The following is a 23288-nucleotide window of genomic DNA, read 5'->3' on the forward strand; positions in this document are numbered from 1 at the left end:
ATAAAATAATTAATCACATTTGTCACTCCACAAAAATAATCGCAAAATTTGTACATCGCAATTAAATTACATTTAAATAATATACATACAACTATGAAATATCAAACTATTACAACAACAAATTTTCAACAAAATTGTTCATTAGTATGGTGCAAAATAACAAAACATGCTGTGCTAATAGATCCAGGAGGAGAAGCAATTAAACTACGTCGAATGATACAAGATTTAAAACTAATTATTAAAAAAATTTTATTAACACATGGACACTTGGATCACGTTGGTGCAGCAGTAGAACTATCAAAATTTTACAAAATACAAATTATAGGACCACATTACAATGATAAAATTTTATTAGATAATTTGCCCGCTCAATGTCAAATATTTAATGTTGAATGTATTCCTTCTTTTTCACCGCACTATTGGTTAAAAGAAAATAATCTAATAAATGTAGGTGAAATAACCTTCAACATCTTACACTGCCCTGGACATTCTCCGGGACACATCGTGTACTGGAGTAAAAAGCACAACCTTATTTTTGTAGGAGATGTTTTATTTAAAGAAAAAATAGGGCGCACCGATCTACCCGGCGGCAATATAAAACAATTGTTAAACTCAATTCAAAAAAAGATCTTAACGTTACAAGATGTAACCGTCTTAATACCTGGCCACGGGCCTTTATCCACCATTGGTCATGAGCGTCATAATAATCCATTTTTAATAAAAAACCTTTAAATAACATATAATCAACCTACTAAACGATAGATACATAATATTTATTTATTAATCGTGTTTTAACCTCATCTTTATTCAATTATTACTCTTAAAATTTAAATACATTGTTTAACTAAATAACAGAAACTATAGAATCACATATCATGGATATATTCTTCAATGTAATGCCAGCAATATTAATCCTAGCAGAATCCGTCATATAAATTCCTAATTTCTCACGTAATTTTAAAACTTGTTTTTGATTAAGACCAATAAAAGAAAACATTCCTTGTTGACGATTAATAAAACTAAAATCTTTAGTACATTTATCGTGTAAAGTACATACAAACAATTGACGTAAATATTTAATATGTTTTCTTATATTACTTAACTCCTCCTCCCACATACATTTCAAATTAACACTATTTAAAATTGTAGTTACAATAGCAGCACCATGTGCTGGAGGATTGGAATAATTAGCTCTAATAACAGATTTTAACTGACTTAAAGAATGTCTAGCATCATTTTCATTAGCAGTTACTACAGTGCATGCCCCAACACGCTCATTATATAAACCAAAATTTTTGGAATAAGAATTACAAATAATTAACTCTTCATTATAATTAGAAAAAATACGAATCCCTTCGACATCTCCAGATAAACTAACACCAAAACCTTGATAAGCTAAATCAAATAAAGGCAACCAACCATTTTGTGCTGATAATTTTGCTAATATATGCCATTGTTCAACACTAAAATCCATTCCTGTAGGATTATGACAGCATGCATGTAATAAAATAATATCATCGGAACCTGCATGGTTTAAATCCATAAGCATATTATCAAAACTCAAATTATGTAATTTAGGATCATAATAGGAGTAATAACACACCTGCAAACCAGCAGCAACAAAAATATTCTTATGATTAGTCCAACTTGGACTACTAATCCAAACACGTTTGACTGTTGTATTTTTTGCCAAAAAATCTGCAGCAATCCGTATCGCACCCGTCCCCCCTGGAGTTTGTACGGTACATATTCGATGATCAGCAATAATACCATTACTATCAACACTAAACAACAACTTTTGAGTACAAACAATAAAATCGTACATGCCTTCAATACTAAGATAATTTTTACTAGTTTCACAATTTAGAATGAGCGATTCCGCTTTTTTTACACTATTTAAAATCGGAGTATTTCCATGTTCGTTCTGATATACACCAATCCCCAAATTGATTTTGTTCGTACGAACATCAGCATTAAAAATATCTAAAATACCAAGTATAGGATCAGAAGGAGCTTCTTTAATATATTCAAACATAACTGTATACCACTCTTTAATAAAAATAAAATATATATATAACTTACACCTTTTATAAGTTATTTTACCAATCACTTATACTACAATTTCTCATTAACTAATAAATTAAAATACAAATATTTAAAAATTACAAAAATATAATAAAATTATTAAAAAAAATCATTTTTTTTATAAATAAAATCAAAAATCAACTTTATCGGGGTATCTAGGAAAAGGAATCACATCTTTAATATTTTGCATACCAGTAATATACAACAATAATCTTTCAAAACCCAATCCAAATCCTGAATGAGGAACAGTACCATAACGACGAAGATCACGATACCAACAATAATTTTCTTTATTTAACCCAAGCTCCTCCAATCTTAAATCTAAAATATCAAGACGCTCTTCCCTTTGAGACCCCCCAACTATTTCACCAATTATTGGTACTATCAAATCCATAGCTGCAACAGTTTTAAAATCATCATTAAGACGCATATAAAAGGCTTTAGTATCTTTTGGATAATTTATGATTATTATAGGAGATTTAAAATACGTTTCTGTCAAAAATCTTTCATGTTCAGAACCAAGATTTTTGCCCCAAGATATTGGATGAATAAATTGGTTATCAAATTTTTTTAAAATATCCACTACTTCATTGTAAGTGATACAAATCAACTTATTGTTAATGAAATTTTCCAAACGATTAAAAATATTTTTATCTATCCTTTTAGAAAGAAACAAAATATCATCCTCACATTCATTTAATAAAATTTTAACAACATGTTTTAACAGAGATATTACAAAAAAAGAAATATCTTCTAAATTAGCAAAAGCCATCTCTGGTTCTAGCATCCAAAATTCTGCTAAATGATGATTTGTATTAGATTCTTCCGCGCGAAAAGTAGGACCAAAAGTATACACTTTTGATAACGCACATGCATAACTTTCACAATTCAATTGACCAGATACAGTTAAAAAAACCTCCCGACCAAAAAAATCTTTTTTATAATTTATTTTTCTATATGATGTATACGGCAAATTCTCTAAATCTAAGGTAGAAACACGAAACATTTTGCTAGTACCTTCAGTATCACATGCAGTAATAATAGGAGTAGTTATCCAAAAAAAACCCTGTTCATTCATATAACAATGAATCGTTTGTGCTAAAATATGTCTGATGCGCGATATTACACCAATTATATTAGTACGTGGTCGTAAATGAACTACTTTTCTTAAATGTTCCATACTATGCCATTTTGCAGATATTGGATAAGTATTTGGATCATGCACCCAACCTAATATTTCAACCATTGTTGCTTGAACTTCAAATTTCTGTTTATTCCCAATAGACTTTACTACTCTGCCCTCAATTTTTACTGAACAACCCGTGGTAAGATGTAACACATCATTTTGATAATTACACAATGTATGATTAATGATAACTTGCAGCGTTGCAAAACAAGAACCATCATAAACGGCAAGAAAAGAAATTTTAGCTTTTGAATCTCGTCTAGTACGTACCCAACCTTGAACAACTACTTGAGTATTAATTATTATCTTTTCATTCAAGATATCATTTACAGATACAATTTTCATGAAATTCTCTATTAATAAAAACCAGATATATTTGTAAAACCACATACCTAACGATTGATATTACATCAAATAATTAAAAAATCCATAAAAATTACTATAATTACAAACATGTAATTGCACCAATAATCCTAACGTTAAATAAATAAAATTAAATATAAGACATTTTTATTAGTCAAAAACGTAACATATATCAAATTTATAATTCTTATGCAAATTAATATGCATTAATTACATAAATTTCCACTGCTTAAATATTCATTAAATATAGTTGAATATTACAAAGTACCTATAGCTTGAAATATTAAACTACATATGTCACTTTACTTAAAAATAAACTTTAACAATTATTCTACTACATTTAAAAAAAACTACTCAATCCATAAAAATAAAAAATTGTATTACAATATGTTAACCATACATCATCATCATATTACTAATAATTTGATAATTACACTATTAATACACACATATAAATAAAATCAACTCACTATAAAATATAATTTAATAACTTAAGTTAAAATCGCAAAAAAATATATAGAACAATAAATGCCATCATTTCTAATTAAAAAAATTATACAATACCAATTTAATCTTGCATCTAAATAAATCAACAAACTGAAAAAAAAACCTTAAATCACTGTTTTGCTGGTATCAAACATAAAACAAACATATTACTCAAATCTTTATATTCAAACAATACTAAAATATAATTTAGTTAAAATAATATAATCACTAAAAATCCAGCACAATGACACAAAATAAATAAAACACATTGTACATATTTTAATTAAAACTGCTATATTATTAAGATCCCACTAAAATAGTTAATTAATAGCATATATCATTTAATTTTATCTATTTATCTTTACGTATTATATTTTATTACACAAATATTATTTATAGGATAACAGAACAATTAACTAAAATAATAATAATGAATGAACAATTCAACTCTAATAATCGCAAATACAAATTATATAAAATATTCATAATAATTATTCAAAAATAATAAAACATAACCGAATTAATAATTAATAAAACGTTGACAATATACATGATATGTATGGAAAAATATACAAAATCAAACGCATTATAAAAGCACAATTACCTATATGCTTAGGAAATTTTGTAATTATGGATATCGAATAAATAAAAAATAAAAATAATCATATAACATTAATTTATAGCAATATTAACAAAACTGGTCCAATATTATCACATACACATCCTGAATGTTTAACTGGTAATGCTGTGTTTAGTTTGTGTTATGATTACGGTTTGCAATTAAAAGTCGCACTATATCATATAATACAAGAAGATTATAATATTGAATGATTAAATCAAATCAAAACTTATGCATTACAAAACAATGGAATTAACACAATTAAAACTAATCAACAACTAGATTTTCTGAAAAATGAACACAATTTTACTTTATGTACTGATATGTTTACATTATTACAAATAAAATAATCTAACTTGCAACACATAATCTTCAAAAAAAATAAATATACTAAAAAAATCACACATTAATTTTCAGTGAACTAATACCTTTCACACCGTCAATCATAATCCAAAAATGCCAGTTATTTAAATATTCAAGCATATAAAATGGATCATTTTTTATATATCTGTAAAAATAATACGCGTTTTAGATCTTTACTGTGCAAATTGTAAATTGAATATTATTTAAAACAACAACAAATAATTGCAACCATATTTGTGCATTATTTTGTATAATATAAAACTTATATATATGAAAAAATTTGGTAATAATAAAAAAATTTTCTAAAATTATTTAAGTTAACAAACACCAATTATTCATATACAATAATTATTAATAAAATACCTTTATTAAAATAAATATATAAAAACATACATACACAAAATAAAAAATTTTTTTTATTTTAAAATAAAACACTAGAATTACTTTATTTAAAAGGTAATTTAATATTTTTAAACATATAATCAATGTCTTTATTAGAACGTAAAGCAATTGCTGCATCAACGACTTCACGAGTTAAGTGTGATGCAAAAATATAAATAAAATCATACATATAATTACGTAGAAATATACTACGACGAAATCCTATTTTAGTAATACTTCGAGAAAACAAAGAACTAGCATTGATCGTTATCAAATCAGAATCAGATTCTGAATTTACTGCTATACTGGAAATTATTCCTACACCTAAACCCATTCTAACATATGTTTTAATGATATCAGAATCAGTCGTAGTAAATATAATTTTTGGTGTTAAACCAGCACGAGTAAAAGCAATATCAAGATCAGAATAACCAGTAAAATCAAAAGTATACGTTACTAAAGGATAAGTTGCTAACTCTTCAATAGTAACAGATTTTTTAATTGACAAAGAATGATTAGGTAATAAAACAATTACCTTGCTCCAAAAATAACAAGGTAACATAATTAAATCACTATATATATGTGCTACTTCTGTCGTGATAACAAAATCAACTAATCCTTTATAAACAGCTTCTGCTATTTGCAACGGTGATCCCTGATATACACAAAAGGATATATAAGGATACAGCTTAACAAATTCTCTAATAACATTTGGCAAAATATATCTAGCTTGAGTATGTGTAGTAGCTAAACATAATTTACCCTTATTAGGATCTGTATGTTCTTTAGCAACAAATCGAATTGCATCAATTTTAGATAATATATCACTAGCAATACGAATTATTTCTTTACCAGCTGAAGTTACTTGAGTCAAATGTTTGCCGCTACGTATAAAAATCTGTATACCTAATTCATCTTCTAACATTCTAATTTGTTTACTCACTCCGGGCTGAGAAGTATACAAACTTTCAGCTGTAGAAGAAACATTAAGATTATGATTAAGAACTTCCACAATATAACGTAATTGCTGTAATTTCATCAGATCAACCTCAGATGATACAAACACTTGCACAACACTAAAATAATTAATAAATATAAATATGAACCTAAAAAAATAACTATTATTATAATAATAAATAATAATAATTGCATATTTCTTAACTTATTTTAATCTTAAATAGATAAGAATACACCTTATATTTTCAAAAATTTTATAAATTAAGATAATATTACTTATTTGCAATTTGCATTGTCCATGAATAAAAAATAATCAGAACCAACAGTGTTTGTTTTTAATTTAGAAATAACATATTGTTATTTTTTACAATAAAATCTTACCACGATTTTATTACCATTATTATCTTGAATGGAAGCATCTGCAAGATAATACAAACTTTTAGGTAATTTATTACGACATCTAATTAATTCTTTTACTAAAAGAGATTTTGTTTCACGAAATTTAAGAAAAGTATTAGTAGCCAAAAAACATTAGATACTTCATTACATAAATAAAATAAACAAAAAAAATTTTTTCATACAAGTTCCGGTAAAGGAATAAATATTTTTTTAAAAAGAAACAACAATACCATTATGTAAAATTCTACAAATATTTTCGCAAAATAAATTAGTACAACATATATATTTTCCAAATTTGCCAAATTTTAAACACATAATATCACTACACTTTATATATTTTTGATGATAAAAGACCATAATCATTAATATCAAAATTGCTATTTTTAACTTCATAACCGTCATACAATGGACTTGTGCCACAAATATATAATTTTTGACATTGATTAACAAAATAATTGTCCATAATAATGTTACATTTAATACATCGTAAAAAAAACTAATCACGTTCTTTCTTTTATATACATAAGATTTACTACGTATCTACATTTATTTTTAAAAATTAAATTGTTGTATCCCAAACAAATAAACAATATACCTGTAATTTTCATTTTATATAACTATTTTACAACTACATATTACACAAGCAATGTTGGTTATTACCAAATGAAATTAGGTTGCATGCCACCTTCTATTGAAGCTCCTTTATCTGTAATTAATTGTTTATTAAATTTAATAAAAAAATCATCTAATACACTTTTCCATTCTTGTTTACAACTGGCAATTTGATCAAGCAAATTTTTCTTATTATCAGTAAATTTATAATCCATTAACTCACAAAAACTTCTCACTAATCTATTTGTAACAATTTCACCCACTTTGTTCAGTATAAAAAACAAAAAAAATTATCAACACACACATATTTACGTTCCTGTATAGTGGAAATAATAGATGCATATTTTTAATGGGCAAGCAATATTTTTTTTGTTTCCAATTCTTTCATTCAAGAAGATTCAGCATATCGTATTGATAGGTTGAATAAAATGTTGACTAAAAATTAACTTTTGTACACTTCAAAGTTGACCAACTATACCATACGTGATAATACACGTTTTTTTATCTTTCTGAAAGTTTTTGGACATAACTTTTAACCGACCGCAACACTCTAGCTCTTTCATATAAAAAATCTAGTTGAAATTCACCAATATATATAATAATTATAGTATTAATAATATCTTACTAACATCATTTGAGAAGCAATAATAAATTGACACAAAAAATCAACTTATATAGTTGTCAAGCATTTTATATTAATATTTTGCATACGTTTTTCTAAGACATAAACATTTAAAAGACGAATAGCCTCATGAACTACTTGGAAATTATTTTTATTAAAATATCAATTGGAATTTCTTAAGTATAAATATACTACCAAAAAAATTTTTTATATAAGTACAAACCATAACTAACACATACTTACTGGAATCAGCAAAATCCATGCAAATATACATTATATATCCTAATTCATATAGTTATTGCGCTAATACATAATTCTTTTTTTTTGTAGTATATCTTAAACAAGATGAGTTAATCGCTGCAAAGTAAAAGTAGCAATGATAGAGGAAATGCAATAAATATGTTGATCACATTTTATCTTTAATTATATACTGCAAAAATATTTAATATTTTCTTAGCCTTTTGACCTGACGGATATTAACTGGCTTAAATAATGTATGATTGTGATGAGTTACCTGCACGCAAATCTGTTCTTCATAAATATTATCTAAATAAACATGAAGTTTCCAATATTTTTTGGTACAAAAATCTTTATTTTGTTTTCACGATTAACTATTAATCTTACCGCTACAGATTTGTGTACGACCAGCAGAGAAACCTCTTAAAAATTTTCCACAATAAAGTTGACTCATATGTCCCACCATGTGATTCATCAAATATCGTGCTTGCTGTACACGTACTGTATGAATATCTATTTTGACAGAATCTTTAAATGAATTAATAATAGCAGCACGAGTACTTTTATTAAAAAATTACTCTACTAAATTTTATTTTTTTTTCACCATCACTTACTTCTTGTAAATGCTAAATAATAACTTATCCTTCGCGAGCAAAATCAGTAGCAAAATAAATATGATTAACGTTTTTAACCAAATCTTTTAATTAATCAACAACCTTTTATTTACCAAGCAATACTTTATATTGTGCTTATCATGCGTGATAAAGATCAATACCTATGCATTCACAAATAGCTTTTTAAAAATTCACATCTTTTATTGCATAACTATAATTATAACATTTATTACAAATGAAATGATATCATTAACAAATAAATCACGAATATGATCAAAACTCGATCGAACAAGATAATTATTATCTAAATATTTACTAATAATCTCGACTTTAATTTGGAAATTCAATCATCACAGGGAATTTACTCATTTATACCCTAGGCATAGTATCATAGATAAGATTAAAATGTAATCTAAAAACATAACACCTTGGCTATTTATATAGTAAAATATAAAATATTTAATTTTAATTTATAAAACATTAACTATAGATTATTAATCCCGATTTCTCAAAATTACACAACTTTGCTGTTTACTGTGCCACTATTTATTAAAATATTATATTTATAATCATTAATACTAAATATTATTTCATATTATTAAAACTATCAAAATACCATATCTCTGACAACTTAATTATCCAAAACAAAATTAAACACAATGACTTTGTATATAGCACAAACACATTATTCAAATAATGTGAATATATTACAAACAACAAGATAATACAAAAAATAATCGTGGACAAAATACAGTATATATTACATTTTTGATATATTTCATCATATATTGTCATGCACATAAGTATATAACTTATCATCGTCCAGTATGAAATAAAGTATCGAAATAAACATAGTGTATACAGTCATTTATAGTTCACAAGTGTCATGTATGTCATATAATATAATCACATTATTACATATAATGATTACTAATGGCTAAATATTTGTTAAAATTGTTATTAATTATCAAAAATTTTATTTTTATTATTGCATTAACTATTAAAAATTAAAATAAAGAACATGAAACTAATGGTAAAATAAATGTAATAATGCAATAATAGATAGCATAATAAATGATAAACATCATGATGAAACAAAATACTAAAACAATAATAACTTAATCGCCCGTAATAACTCCCCATTCAAAATATCGAAGCTTTAGTTTACTTTTAATACCTTTACATCACATATATATAACCAGGCTATAATAAGTATTACATGACAAACGAAAAAAACAAGCACAAAATATATATCTAGTAATATATTCACAACACCCTATCAAATATCATAAACAATTAACATTGACATTTCTTACATTAAATAGTTTACTAATATAATACGTATAAATCGAATTTTACTAACATTCAAAATATGATCATCATTTAAATTATTTTTAACATCGCAATTAATATTTAAAATAAAAACCATCAATCACACAAACTCTACAAAAATTTTCGATAAAAAATTCTAGGAAAATAATAATGACATTCGGTTTCCATCAAATAGAATTACTTGAAAGTATAGCACCATATCACGCTGATCCTACTATGATATTTAACCAACTATGTGGTAAACGCACATCTACATTATTATTAGAAACAGCAGCAATTAACGAAAAACAAAACTTAAAAAGTATGATGGTAATAGATAGTGCTTTAAGAATAAGTGCACTAGGTAAGATTGTAATTCTAAAAGCAATAACAATCAATGGAGCAGAATTACTAACACTATTAGATAAAGTTTTACCAAAAGAAGTAAAAATTTGCTCATTTAAAAATGGAAGAAAATTGATTTTTCCAAACATAATATCTATGACAGATGAAGATACCCATTTACAATCTTTATCAATATTCGATTGTTTACGCCTATTAACAAAAATAGTAATACAACCAGAACAATCCTCCACAGCTATGTTTCTAGCTGGACTATTTTCATATGATTTAGTATCATATTTTGAATCAATACCCATACTTACAAAAGGACCAAAATGTCCAGATTATTGTTTTTATTTAGCTGAAACGCTTTTAATCTTAGACCATCAAAAATATACTTGCAAACTACAAAGTAGTTTATTTACAAATAATCGTTCAGAAAAAATCAGACTACAACAAAGAATAAAAAAACTGAAGAAACAACTTTACCAAGAATTGCAGCCAATTTATTCTCAAAAAATTAATAACTTAACAATCAAGTCCAATAAAAACGATGAAGAATATAATAAAATAATACAATACATAAAAAAATCAATTTATAAAGGAGAAATCTTTCAAGCGGTTCCTTCGCGTCAATTTTTCCTGCCTTGTCCATCACCTCTTGCTACTTATCAAACATTGAAAAAAAATAATCCTAGCCCTTATATGTTTTTTATGCAAGATGAAATATTCACATTATTTGGAGCCTCTCCAGAAAGTTCCTTAAAATATAATGCTAATAATCGACAAATTGAAATATATCCTATAGCTGGAACACGACCTAGAGGTAAGCATCATGATGGAACATTAAATATAGATCTTGATAATCGTATTGAATGTGAAATGCGTTCAAATCATAAAGAACTAGCAGAACATTTCATGTTAGTAGATTTAGCACGCAATGATTTAGCAAGAGTATGTGAACCAGGAAGCCGTTATGTTGCTGATCTCATTAAAGTAGATCGCTACTCATTTGTCATGCATTTAGTTTCTAGAGTAGTAGGTAAATTACGTACAAACTTAGACGCTTTACATGCTTATCGCGCTTGTATGAATATGGGCACATTAAGCGGTGCTCCAAAAATTAGAGCTATGCAACTTATAGCTGAAGTAGAAGGAGAACGACGTGGTAGTTATGGGGGCGCTATTGGTTATCTTACAGGCAACGGTTCTCTAGATACATGTATTGTTATTCGTTCAGCATATATAGAACAAGGAATTGCCACAGTTCAAGCTGGTGCTGGTATCGTGCTAGATTCAATTCCTCAAATAGAAGCTGAAGAAAGTCGTAATAAAGCACTTGCTGTTCTACACGCCATAATTAATACTCATTCTTATAGGGAAAATATTTAATGGCTAACATTCTATTACTTAATAATCTTGATTCTTTTGCTTATAATTTGGTAGATCAATTACGTATAAATAAACATCATGTATCAATTTATATCAATCAGCTACCAATTGAAATAATAGTACAAGCATTACATAAAATGCAAAAACCTATTCTCATTCTTTCACCAGGACCAGGATTACCAAAAAATGCTGGATGTATGCCTCAATTATTAAAAAAATTACATGGTAAAATACCAATTATAGGTATTTGTCTCGGTCATCAAGCCATAATAGAATTCTATGGAGGAAATATAGAGCAAACAAAAGAAATTTTGCACGGAAAAGCATCACTTATTAAACATGATAATTTAGATATGTTTTATGGACTTCCCAACCCATTAACAGTAGCAAGGTACCATTCGTTAATTGGAACATATATACCTCATTCTTTAACAATCAATGCCCACTTTGAACAAAAAATAGTCATGGCTGTACGTGATAATAACAATAAAATATGTGGATTCCAATTTCATCCAGAATCTATTTTAACTACTCATGGAGAAAAATTACTTAATCAAACAATCAACTGGGCAGCGGATGAAAAAATATTATAAGGAATTAAAACATTATGTGTAATATCATACTACAAAAACTTTATCAAGGAAAATTTATCAATCGTGAACAAAGCAAAATAATATTTGAAAAAATTATTCAAAATAATTTATCACCAGTACAAATAGCAGCAATGCTTATGTGTATGAAAATTCGTGGTGAATCCTTAGAAGAAATCATTGGAGCCATTAATGCTTTACTAAAGCATGCAAAACCTTTTCCAAGTCCTAATTATTTATTTGCTGATATCACCGGAACTGGCGGAGATAATAGTAATAATATTAATATTTCAACAATTAGTGCAATTGTTGCTGCAAGTTGTGGAATACGAATAGCTAAACATGGTAATCATAGTATTTCTAGCGAAACAGGATCAGCTGATCTAATAAAAAAATTTAAAATTCCACTCAATACTTCACCTGAAATATCACGCAAAACTTTAGATGAATTAGGTATATGTTTTTTATACGCGCCTTATTATTACACTGGTTTTCAAAACGCTATGTTTGTACGCAAACAATTAAAAACAAGTACATTATTCAATATAATCGGACCATTAATTAATCCCGCAAAACCACCCTTAACTTTAATAGGAGTTTATAAACCAGAACTAATGTTGTTAATGGCAAAAATATTAAAAACATTAGGATATCAACGCGCCGCAATAGTACACTGTGGTGGTATGGATGAAATCATGCTACATGCTCCTATTCAAATTATAGAATTAAACGACGGTAAAATTGAAAAATATATACTAACAGCAGAAGATTTTGGTTTACGTTCTTACCCTATTATTAATACTGTCATAAATGCATCAAAAAAAGAAAAATATAATTTTACAAAAAAATTATTACAAGGAAAAGGAGACCCTGTTTATGAAAATATAATATCTGCAAATGTAGCAATGTTATTTAAATTATTTGGAAAAGAAAACTTACATAACAATACTAATCTAGTATTAGATAATATCCGCAACGGAATGCCCTATAAACATTTAATGTTGCTAGTAAAAAAAGGAATAAAAAATTATGAAAAATAATACTTTACTTAAAGAAATCATTAAACATAAAAAAAGCTGGATTTCTTCAAAGATGGAACAATTTCCATTAGAAAATATAAAAAAACAATCTATACCCTCTGTACGAAATTTTTATCAGGAACTTACTAAACCTCAAAAAATATTTATTCTAGAATGCAAAAAAGCATCACCAACAAAAGGTATTATACGAAAAAATTTTAATCTTAAAAATATTGCCAATGTTTATAAACATTATGCATCTGTCATTTCAGTATTAACCGATGAAAAATATTTTTATGGTAATTTTAGTTTTCTTACCCAAATAAGCAATATGGTAAAACAACCCATTTTATGTAAAGATTTTATCATTTCTTCATGGCAAATTTTTTTTGCTAGATTACATCGAGCAGATGCAATATTACTAATGTTATCAATACTTAATGATCATGACTATAAAAAATTGGCAACAGTAGCTCACAACTTAAATATGGGTGTATTAACAGAAGTGATAAACCAAGAAGAATGGCAACGAGCTATAACATTGAAAGCCAAAGTAATAGGTATTAACAACCGTAATTTACATGACCTATCAATAAATCTAGATCGTACTATTGATCTTGCTAGACAAAAAATAAAAGAAACAATTGTTATAAGTGAATCTGGAATCAAAAAGCATCAAGAAATACTTAAATTAAGTAAGTATGTACATGGGTTCTTAATTGGAAGTACTTTAATGGCTGCAACTGATTTAAATATAACTGTACGAAAATTATTATTTGGAGAAAATAAAGTATGCGGGCTAACACGTATAGTTGATGCTCAAGCTTCATATATAGCAGGTGCTGTATATGGTGGTCTAATTTTCATAGATAAGTCACCACGTCGCATAGACATATTTACCGCAAAAACAATAATATCTGAAATTAAATCTTTGTTATATATAGGAGTGTTTTGTGACGCTCCTATATCTCATATTATTAAAGTAACACAAATACTCAAGCTGCATGCTGTTCAATTACATGGAAAAGAAAATCAATTTTATATAAATCAATTACGAAAAAAACTACCAAAATATTGTCAAATCTGGAAAGTTTTTAATATGAATCATAAAGATACAAAAGTACAATATTTAAATAATATCAATCGTTATATTTTAGACAATGGAGGAGGTAGTGGAAAAACATTTAATTGGGAATTAATCGATAATAACATTAATATAAAAAAAAATAACATAATATTAGCAGGTGGATTAAAAGAAGATAACTGTATTACTGCAATAAAATTAAAATGTGCCGGTTTAGATTTCAATTCTGGAGTTGAAATAAGACCTGGAATAAAAAATCACAATAAACTAAAAAAAATATTTCAAATAATAAAAAACTTGTAAGTCTTTATATCAAAAAAACAACATCAATTCATTCACTAATATTAAATAAAAAACATGACACAACTCAATTCATATTTTGGAAAATTTGGTGGTATGTATGTGCCGCAAATTTTAGTCCCAGCATTGCTGAAACTAGAAGATGCATTCATTAATCTAAATCAGGATATGACATTTAAAAAAGAACTAAAATGTTTACTCAATGAATATGCTGGACGACCGACTCCATTAACTCTATGCCGTAATATAACTCACGGTACTAATACCAAATTATATTTAAAACGTGAAGATCTATTACACGGTGGTGCTCACAAAATAAATCAAGTAATAGGACAAGGATTACTAGCAAAATATATGCATAAAACAGAAATTATAGCTGAAACTGGAGCTGGGCAACACGGAGTAGCAACTGCTATGGTTGCGTCTCTTTTAAAATTAAAATGCCGTGTATATATGGGAGCAAAAGACATGGAACGACAAAAAACAAATGTTATTCGGATGCGTTTAATGGGGACCAAGGTTATTCCTGTATATAATGGTTCATCTACTCTAAAAGATGCCTGTAATGAAGCACTTCGTGATTGGTCAGAAAATTATGATCACGCTCATTATATACTAGGTACTGCTGCAGGGCCGCATCCCTTTCCAACTATTGTACGAGAATTCCAACGTGTTATCGGACAAGAAACATATAAACAAATAAAACGATACGAACAGACTCTACCTGACTCTATAATTGCTTGCATAGGCGGAGGATCTAATGCAATAGGTATATTTGCAAATTTTCTTGATGAATTAACAGTAAAATTAATAGGTGTAGAAGGAGGGGGAAAAAGCATAATTCATGAACAACATAGCGCAGCAATTACCCATGGTAGTTTAGGTATTTATTTTGGCATGAAGTCATCAATACTCCAATCTAAAGAAGGACAAATCAAGCAATCATACTCTATCTCTGCTGGACTAGACTTTCCTTCAGTAGGACCACAACATGTTTATTTAAATAGTATAGGTCGTGCTAAATATGTGTCAGTCTCAGATGAAGAAGCATTAAATGCATTTCGATTATTATCTAATCAGGAAGGTATTATTCCTGCTTTAGAATCCTCACATGCTCTTGCGTATGCTTTAAAACAAATTAACAATAAAAAAAATAAAAAACAAATTATTATAGTAAATTTATCTGGGCGTGGAGATAAAGATATTCATACCGTATATAATAATATTAAAGATAGGAAAATAAATGAATAGATATCAACAAATGTTTGATAAATTATCAAAAAATAAAGAAGGAGCATTAGTACCATTTTTAACTATAGGAGATCCAAATGGTAATATTTTTATGAATATTGTGGATACAATTATCGAAGCTGGCGCTGATGCCTTAGAATTAGGGATACCATTTTCTGATCCATTAGCAGACGGACCTATAATTCAAAATTCCATGAAACGTTCTTTACTATCAGGAATAACATTAAAACTTGCTTTTAATTTAGTAGAAAAAATTAGATTAAAACATCCCAAAATTCCCATAGGATTATTAACATATGCAAATTTAATATTTCAATATGGCATTAATGCATTTTATTCATATTGCATGCATATTGGAATTGATTCAATATTAATAGCAGATCTTCCTTTAGAAGAAAGTTCAACATTTTACAAAATATCTAAACGTAAAAATATCAAAATGGTTTTTATTTGTCCTCCAAATGCAACTAAACATCTATTACAAAAAATTTCTATATATAGCAAAGGTTATATATACTTATTATCACGTCCTGGCGTAACTGGAATAAACCCCGGACATGATATTTGTCTAACAGAAATCATACAAATTTTAAAAAATAAAAAAAATACTCCACCTATTTTACAAGGATTTGGTATTTCTAAACCAAATCAAGTACGTAAAATACTAACTACAGGTGTGGCAGGAATCATTATTGGATCAGCTGTCATCAAAATTATCGAACAGAATATAGATTCACCAATAAAAATACTAACAAATATAAAAAAATACATAATAAATATAAAATTAGCTACGCATCTTAATTGAAACGTATAATATACATAAATTACATCACCAAAATTGATAATATAAAACAATATAAAACGTTATTGTCACAACAAAAAAATAATTTTCATTATTATATTAATAATAACATTAATCAAATAATACATTTCATATTGTATTATTAACGATATTGCTCAATAATTAATTTATTATATATAACCGTATACACAAAATTTAACTTTAATATCTTGGTCGTATTTAAACTACAAGTATGCTAGATGATATATATTATAATATCAATATATTTTCTCTTAATATAAAATTTAAAAACAATTGCATATTCGAAATAAAATAATAATACAAATAATAGTAAATCATAAATTGTTATATTATATATAGTATAAATTCACAACATTCTTTATTTTATTTAAATAATATTAAATGAATTAAAAAACTATTTCTTGCATTTTTATTTATATAAAATTTATAATAATATAATATAATATATTGCAACATTACTAAGATTCCATGCTCAAAAATATACATGATAAAAGTATAATAAACCATAAAATCATGATATATTACATACTTATAAAACAATATTCATAAATAAATTAATATTAGTAATCACTATACACATCACTAACCTTAGATCAAGAGGAAACGTGTGCTAATTACAAAACAAACCTTATTTCAAGATACAGTAAATTTTTTCCATAATCAATGTACTAATATAATATTTTTAATTTTATTATCTACAGGAACAGAGATTTTATTAAAGTATATATTTATGCCAAATAATTATATGCTCTTAGCTCTTAATAAAATTAAAAATTTAAACTTACAACAAATGCTAAAAGAAATATCCATAGACCAACAAAATACTCTATTACAAATTTTAATTACTAATACAACATCTAATATAATTAGTCACATATTATTAGTGACTGGCATACTAACCATTCTACATCTTACATCCAATAACAAATCATTGAATATTTTACAATTCATAAATTTTGCAAAATCTATAATTTTTAAATTATTACCATTAATCATATTGATTATGTTGTCTATACAATTAGGACTTTTGTTAATAATAATACCTGGTATATTATTAACTATAGCTTTTAGCTTAGCACCAATTTTAATTATTAACAAAAAATTATCTATCGCAGAATCTCTATACCTAAGTGCTAAATTAACCTGTACTTATTATGACCTAATTGCACCAATTATATTAATTGGGTTAACGGTAAAATTTTTTATAATATTAATAATTAATCAATTCACTCTTATCCCTATTGTAATACTACAAATATTTTTAAATATATTTAATCATTTCATAACTACCTTACTTTTAATTTATCTTTATCGCTTCAACATGATAATACGTTAAGTTGTATACTTATTAATACTATATCAATAACTTAAAATATATTTTATTCATTTAAAATTTAATATAATATAATCTATAATAGAACGAATAATAATTTATTATAATAATAATTATATACTAATAAAAATAATTTACAATAAAAACCTAAACAAATCTATAAATACTATAAATTCAAATCGTTAAAATTAAATTAATAATTAATAAATTCATATTATCAACTCTCAATAAAAATATTTTTACATAAAATATTATATCTCTTAAAATAAAATGATACACAATTTAACTTATATTTTATTTGTACAAAATATAATATCAGTATTTTTATTATTGATAAAATTTTATAAAATATATTAAACTTCAAGATAAAACTCAATAAAAATTACATATATAACAACAATATGAATATGTATTACACGCATTATTTTATTACATTACATGTAACATTAATTAAGAACAATTTACATTACCATATCAATAATAATAAATAACAATCAACTATTAATAAAGCATATTCTAACTATGATATATAAAATATATAACGATATAAGTTAATTAAATTAAAACAATAAATATAAAATATCTTTTATTTTAATATACTACATAAGTAAGATAAACTTGATTAAATATAAAATAAGTTCATAATGCTATCATGGTAATAATTTATTACATTATTAATTGGTTTATACCATTTAGTTATTGGTTGCTAATCGTTAGCATTACTTTACGAATATTAATGAAACGACGTGCTGTAAATTCAGCTATATCGTGGTTGCTAATAATTTATACTATACCTGTAGTAGGTATTATTATTTATCTATTGTTCGGTGAATTAAATGTAGGAATACAACGTGCTAAAAGAAGTAAAATAATACCTCGTATAATAACCACTTGGATTAATAAGCTAAAAAATAATAAACACCTGTTTTCTAGCGAACAAAGTGAAGTAGCAAAATCTCTATTTCAATTATGTGAACATCGACAAGGAATGGGCGGATTAAAAGGCAAAAAAATAAAATTACTCAATGAAACTGACAAAATATTAAAAAAGCTAATTCAAGATATTAAATTAGCACAAAAAACAATTGATATGATATTTTATATCTGGCATCCAGGAGGATTAGTTAATCAAGTAATATTAGCATTAATATCAGCATCTCAACGGGGTGTACGCTGTAGACTTATATTAGATTCTGCCGGTAGCGTCAATTTTTTTCGTGGACCATATCCAGCGATGATGCAAGAAGCTGGCATTCATATCGTAGAAGCACTAAATATTAATCTATTACGTATCTTTTTACGTAGAATGGATCTCAGACAACATAGAAAAATGATATTAATTGATAATTATATATCTTACACAGGCAGTATGAATATGATAGATCCTTTATGCTTTAGAAAAACAACACGCACAAGTCAACAATGGATTGATATCATGGTTCGCATGGAAGGTCCAGTCACCCCAACTATGGGAGTTATTTTTTCTTGTGATTGGGAAATTGAAACGGGGGAGCATATTTTACCGCCATTACCAACAAGTACAACTTTACTACCATTAGAACATATCGCAAAACATACTATTCAAGTGATTGCATCAGGACCTGGTTTTCCTAAGGGAATGATACAACAAGCATTAATTACATCATTATATGCAGCACAAAGACAACTCATAATTACAACTCCTTATTTAGTACCTAGTGATGACCTTTTGCATGCAATTTGTACGGCAGCACAAAGGGGTGTTGAAGTGCACCTTATTGTTCCACTGAATAATGATTCCATTTTAGTAAATTGGGCTAGCAAATCATTTTTTGATGAACTATTAGATGCTGGTGTTCTTATTCATCAATTTGAAGGAGGATTATTACATACTAAAAGCGTCTTAGTAGACGAACAACTAAGCTTAATAGGCACAGTGAATCTCGACATCCGTAGTTTATGGATAAATTTTGAAATTACTTTAATTATAGATGATGCTAATTTTGGAAACACTCTGGCGCAAGTACAGAAAAACTATATTGCACAATCTGTTCTTGTTGATCAAAAAAAATGGCTGCAACGACCATATTGGCAACGTATTATTGAAAAATTTTTTTATTTCTTTAGTCCTTTATTATAAATTTACATAAAACAAGTGATTGTAAATAATCCTTTAATAATATAAAACATATAAAATACTATTAAATGTTGTTCTAATTTAATATACAACTAAAGAAAACAGTTCCATAACAAAAAAATTAGTTATTTACATTGCCATTATAAAATAATCAACAAAACAATATAAAATATATTTTGTTTTATTTTTAAGTATAAACTAAACTTTGTATAAATTTTTTAAAAAATATCCCTAAATAAATTAAAAATACCAAATATTTAAAATTAAAATAAATAAATTAATTTATATCAACTGTATATATTAATGATTTTGTTAAGCTATACAATACTAAATATTAATTCATGTATATTCATATAATATATGTGTTGATATAAATACAAATAAAAACATATATAAATACTAGATCTATAAAACAATAGTATTTACAATTATAAAAGAATAAAAATATATTATTGTATAAATTATCTATATAACTATGAATATTATATGATTAAATAAGTTTAACTATACATTTTTGGTTTGTTCCATAAAATGTTTACGACATACTGAAATATAATTATTATTCCCGCCAATAAATACTTGTTTGCCATCACATATCACTTTACCTTGATCATTAACACGGAGCACTCTGTTAGCTTGATGTCCACAATGACATATAGTTTTTAATTCAATTAATTTATCCGCCCACGCTAAAAGCCACAAACTACCAGGAAATAATTTTCCACGAAAATCAGTACGTAGTCCATAACATAATACTGGAATGTTTAATTCATCAACTATTCTAGTTACATCTATAATCTGTTTTCGATGAAGAAAATGACATTCATCAATTAAAACACAGTCTATTAATTGCTTATGATGTGTACTAGATATATCAAAAAATAAATCTGTTTGACAATTAAAAATTTCTGCGTGAGCAGAAATGCCTATTCGTGAACATATTTTACCCCGAATAAAACGATTATCAATTTCAGCAGTATATATCATAGTACGCATACCTCTTTCTTGATAATTATAAGAAGACTGCAATAACGCAGTAGTTTTTCCTGCATTCATTGCCGAATAATAAAAATATAGTTTAGCCATTTAAAATCTACTATGCTACTTTAACAGTCAATATTCAATTAACAAAAAATTAAACAAAATTAACAAAAACACACTATACTAATATTATACTGATAACCATTACCATCATAATCAAAATATTCAATATTGTAAAATATAAAGGTAACATTTTATGCAATAAAATCAACTAACTAAAAGTTTTAATATCAATTAAATATCTATTCTAAAAAAGACTCTTAAAATTATTTTAATAATCAACAATACTCATTGTAGAATTACAAATTATTCGTACCAAACACATTTTATTTCTTAATATAATATTTTTATACATTATTTTGATAATATAAATAATCATAATATACCATGATATTATTAATTGAAAATAATAAAATACATTTTAAACGACAACAAATCACTTATAAATAAAAAATAACATGCAACAAAGTTAAAATATATTCTAAAATTTTTACAAAAAACCTTAGTAATATAAAATTAAAAATAAATTATAAAGAAAATTTTTAATTAATGCCTTACAGCTATTGCAGAAAATAAAACAGCACTCTATTCTTATTGAAAAAACTTTATATTTATTTATAATATCAGAGATTAAGTCAATGAGTGAAGCATTAAAAATCCTTAACAATATACGTACTTTGCGCGCACAAGCCAGAGAATGTACTTTGGAAACTTTAGAAGAAATGTTAGAAAAATTAGAAGTTGTTGTTAACGAACGACGAGAAGAAGATAATCAAGCGCAAGCAGAAATCGAAAAACATTCTCGTAAACTACAACAATATCGTGACATGTTAATTGCTGATGGAATTGATCCTAATGAGTTATTGCAATCCATGAGTACAATAAAATTCCCAAATAAAATAAAACGTGCAACAAGACCAGCGAAATATCAATACATTAATAATAATGGGGAAATCAAAACTTGGACAGGACAAGGACGAACGCCAGCAATAATTAAAAAAGCTATTGATAAAGAAGGAAAAAAATTAGAAGATTTTTTACTATAAAAAACGACTCTTTTATTTCAAAAATTTTACTAACAAAAAAGCCTGCTGATATTTTACAGCAGGCACAAAGTTTTTCTAACTAACTTTTCATTATTCTTATAAATGTATACAATTATTTTAATCTTTAGAGGATAAAACTACAGTTTAATAATAAATTTAAATTACGTTTTTGTTTTTTTACTCACATAATTATTTAAAATGTTAAAACAAAAAATTTTTTTAAATAATTTATATAAACACACAAAAATGACAGTTAATTACTATTATTTTAATGAATAAAATTAAAAACAAAAAATTATAACAAATTATTATGACATATAATATCCAAGAACACAAACGATACTAATTTAAAATATTTTAATCCAATATAACAAAAATATTCCATCTAACTTAAAATTTACTATACAAAAAATGCAATATTAACTATAACATCTCTATACCTATTATTATAACTTGTACAACTAACGTATTTTAACTGCAATATTAAAACCATGTTATAAAATATAAATTAAATCTTTAATAAAATGATGATTTGTTAAAAACAACATCATCAATTAAAGATAAAAACAATTTTTATTTTGTAACATTATTTGCAATATCTATTTACATATAACTAAACATTAATACCTGAATCAACGCATTATAATTTTAAACACCATATCAAAATTATTTATATAAATTAAATGCTCATATATATTAAAAAAACGATATCAATC

At 25.9% G+C, this 23288-nt stretch carries 17 protein-coding genes; 10 read left to right on the forward strand and 7 right to left on the reverse strand.

Annotated elements, in window-relative coordinates; all coding sequences use genetic code 11:
- The first annotated feature begins 93 nt into the window (after positions 1-93).
- Positions 94-732 (forward strand): MBL fold metallo-hydrolase, encoded by a 639-nt coding sequence (locus BOBLI757_RS02115; protein ID WP_046305058.1) that lies wholly within the window; start codon positions 94-96, stop codon positions 730-732.
- A gap of 112 nt (positions 733-844) precedes the next feature.
- Here the strand turns inward: BOBLI757_RS02115 and BOBLI757_RS02120 are convergent, their stop codons facing one another.
- From BOBLI757_RS02120 to BOBLI757_RS03330, 6 genes are all read right to left on the reverse strand, one after another.
- The gene (locus tag BOBLI757_RS02120) at positions 845-2035 is read right to left on the reverse strand and encodes an amino acid aminotransferase (protein ID WP_046305060.1); all 1191 of its coding nucleotides are present in this window, start codon (positions 2033-2035) and stop codon (positions 845-847) included.
- 180 nt (positions 2036-2215) lie between these two features.
- Complete coding sequence (gene asnS, locus BOBLI757_RS02125) at positions 2216-3616, reverse strand: asparagine--tRNA ligase (protein ID WP_046305062.1); 1401 nt, start codon at positions 3614-3616, stop codon at positions 2216-2218.
- A 1931-nt stretch (positions 3617-5547) separates the two neighbouring features.
- Positions 5548-6522 carry an HTH-type transcriptional regulator CysB gene (cysB, locus tag BOBLI757_RS02130; RefSeq protein ID WP_046305063.1) on the reverse strand — a complete coding sequence of 325 codons (975 nt, stop codon included), beginning with the start codon at positions 6520-6522 and terminating at the stop codon, positions 5548-5550.
- A gap of 275 nt (positions 6523-6797) precedes the next feature.
- Positions 6798-6965 (reverse strand): hypothetical protein, encoded by a 168-nt coding sequence (locus tag BOBLI757_RS03320; RefSeq protein WP_158332968.1) that lies wholly within the window; start codon positions 6963-6965, stop codon positions 6798-6800.
- A gap of 196 nt (positions 6966-7161) precedes the next feature.
- A complete protein-coding gene (locus tag BOBLI757_RS03325) occupies positions 7162-7320 on the reverse strand; it encodes a hypothetical protein (protein ID WP_337250176.1) in 159 nt (52 codons plus the stop codon).
- A gap of 175 nt (positions 7321-7495) precedes the next feature.
- The gene (locus BOBLI757_RS03330) at positions 7496-7666 is read right to left on the reverse strand and encodes a hypothetical protein (protein WP_203224895.1); all 171 of its coding nucleotides are present in this window, start codon (positions 7664-7666) and stop codon (positions 7496-7498) included.
- 2740 nt (positions 7667-10406) lie between these two features.
- On the opposite strand from BOBLI757_RS03330, the gene BOBLI757_RS02145 reads away from it, so the two are divergent.
- From BOBLI757_RS02145 to cls, 8 genes are all read left to right on the forward strand, one after another.
- Positions 10407-11969 carry an anthranilate synthase component 1 gene (locus BOBLI757_RS02145; protein WP_046305065.1) on the forward strand — a complete coding sequence of 521 codons (1563 nt, stop codon included), beginning with the start codon at positions 10407-10409 and terminating at the stop codon, positions 11967-11969.
- Positions 11969-12562: a glutamine amidotransferase-related protein gene (locus BOBLI757_RS02150; RefSeq protein WP_046305067.1), complete on the forward strand. Its 594-nt coding sequence runs from the start codon at positions 11969-11971 to the stop codon at positions 12560-12562. Before BOBLI757_RS02145 ends, BOBLI757_RS02150 begins: the two co-directional genes overlap by 1 nt.
- Positions 12563-12576: 14 nt before the next feature.
- A complete protein-coding gene (trpD, locus tag BOBLI757_RS02155; protein WP_046305069.1) occupies positions 12577-13599 on the forward strand; it encodes an anthranilate phosphoribosyltransferase in 1023 nt (340 codons plus the stop codon).
- Entirely contained in the window at positions 13589-14965 is a 1377-nt protein-coding gene (gene trpCF, locus BOBLI757_RS02160; RefSeq protein WP_046305071.1) for a bifunctional indole-3-glycerol-phosphate synthase TrpC/phosphoribosylanthranilate isomerase TrpF, read from the forward strand. Before trpD ends, trpCF begins: the two co-directional genes overlap by 11 nt.
- A 54-nt stretch (positions 14966-15019) precedes the next feature.
- The gene (trpB, locus tag BOBLI757_RS02165; protein ID WP_046305073.1) at positions 15020-16213 is read left to right on the forward strand and encodes a tryptophan synthase subunit beta; all 1194 of its coding nucleotides are present in this window, start codon (positions 15020-15022) and stop codon (positions 16211-16213) included.
- Positions 16206-17018, forward strand: a complete 813-nt coding sequence (gene trpA / locus BOBLI757_RS02170; protein ID WP_046305075.1) for a tryptophan synthase subunit alpha — start codon at positions 16206-16208, stop codon at positions 17016-17018. Before trpB ends, trpA begins: the two co-directional genes overlap by 8 nt.
- 625 nt (positions 17019-17643) lie before the next feature.
- The gene (locus BOBLI757_RS02175; protein WP_046305077.1) at positions 17644-18372 is read left to right on the forward strand and encodes a YciC family protein; all 729 of its coding nucleotides are present in this window, start codon (positions 17644-17646) and stop codon (positions 18370-18372) included.
- 649 nt (positions 18373-19021) lie between these two features.
- A complete protein-coding gene (gene cls / locus BOBLI757_RS02180; RefSeq protein WP_046305079.1) occupies positions 19022-20488 on the forward strand; it encodes a cardiolipin synthase in 1467 nt (488 codons plus the stop codon).
- A 501-nt stretch (positions 20489-20989) separates the two neighbouring features.
- Here the strand turns inward: cls and BOBLI757_RS02185 are convergent.
- Positions 20990-21571 (reverse strand): thymidine kinase, encoded by a 582-nt coding sequence (locus tag BOBLI757_RS02185; RefSeq protein WP_046305080.1) that lies wholly within the window; start codon positions 21569-21571, stop codon positions 20990-20992.
- 593 nt (positions 21572-22164) lie between these two features.
- On the opposite strand from BOBLI757_RS02185, the gene hns reads away from it, so the two are divergent.
- Complete coding sequence (gene hns, locus BOBLI757_RS02190) at positions 22165-22572, forward strand: histone-like nucleoid-structuring protein H-NS (RefSeq protein WP_046305082.1); 408 nt, start codon at positions 22165-22167, stop codon at positions 22570-22572.
- The last annotated feature ends 716 nt before the right edge of the window (positions 22573-23288 follow it).

It is taken from the genome of Blochmannia endosymbiont of Camponotus (Colobopsis) obliquus (assembly GCF_000973545.1).
Lineage (GTDB): Bacteria > Pseudomonadota > Gammaproteobacteria > Enterobacterales > Enterobacteriaceae > Blochmanniella.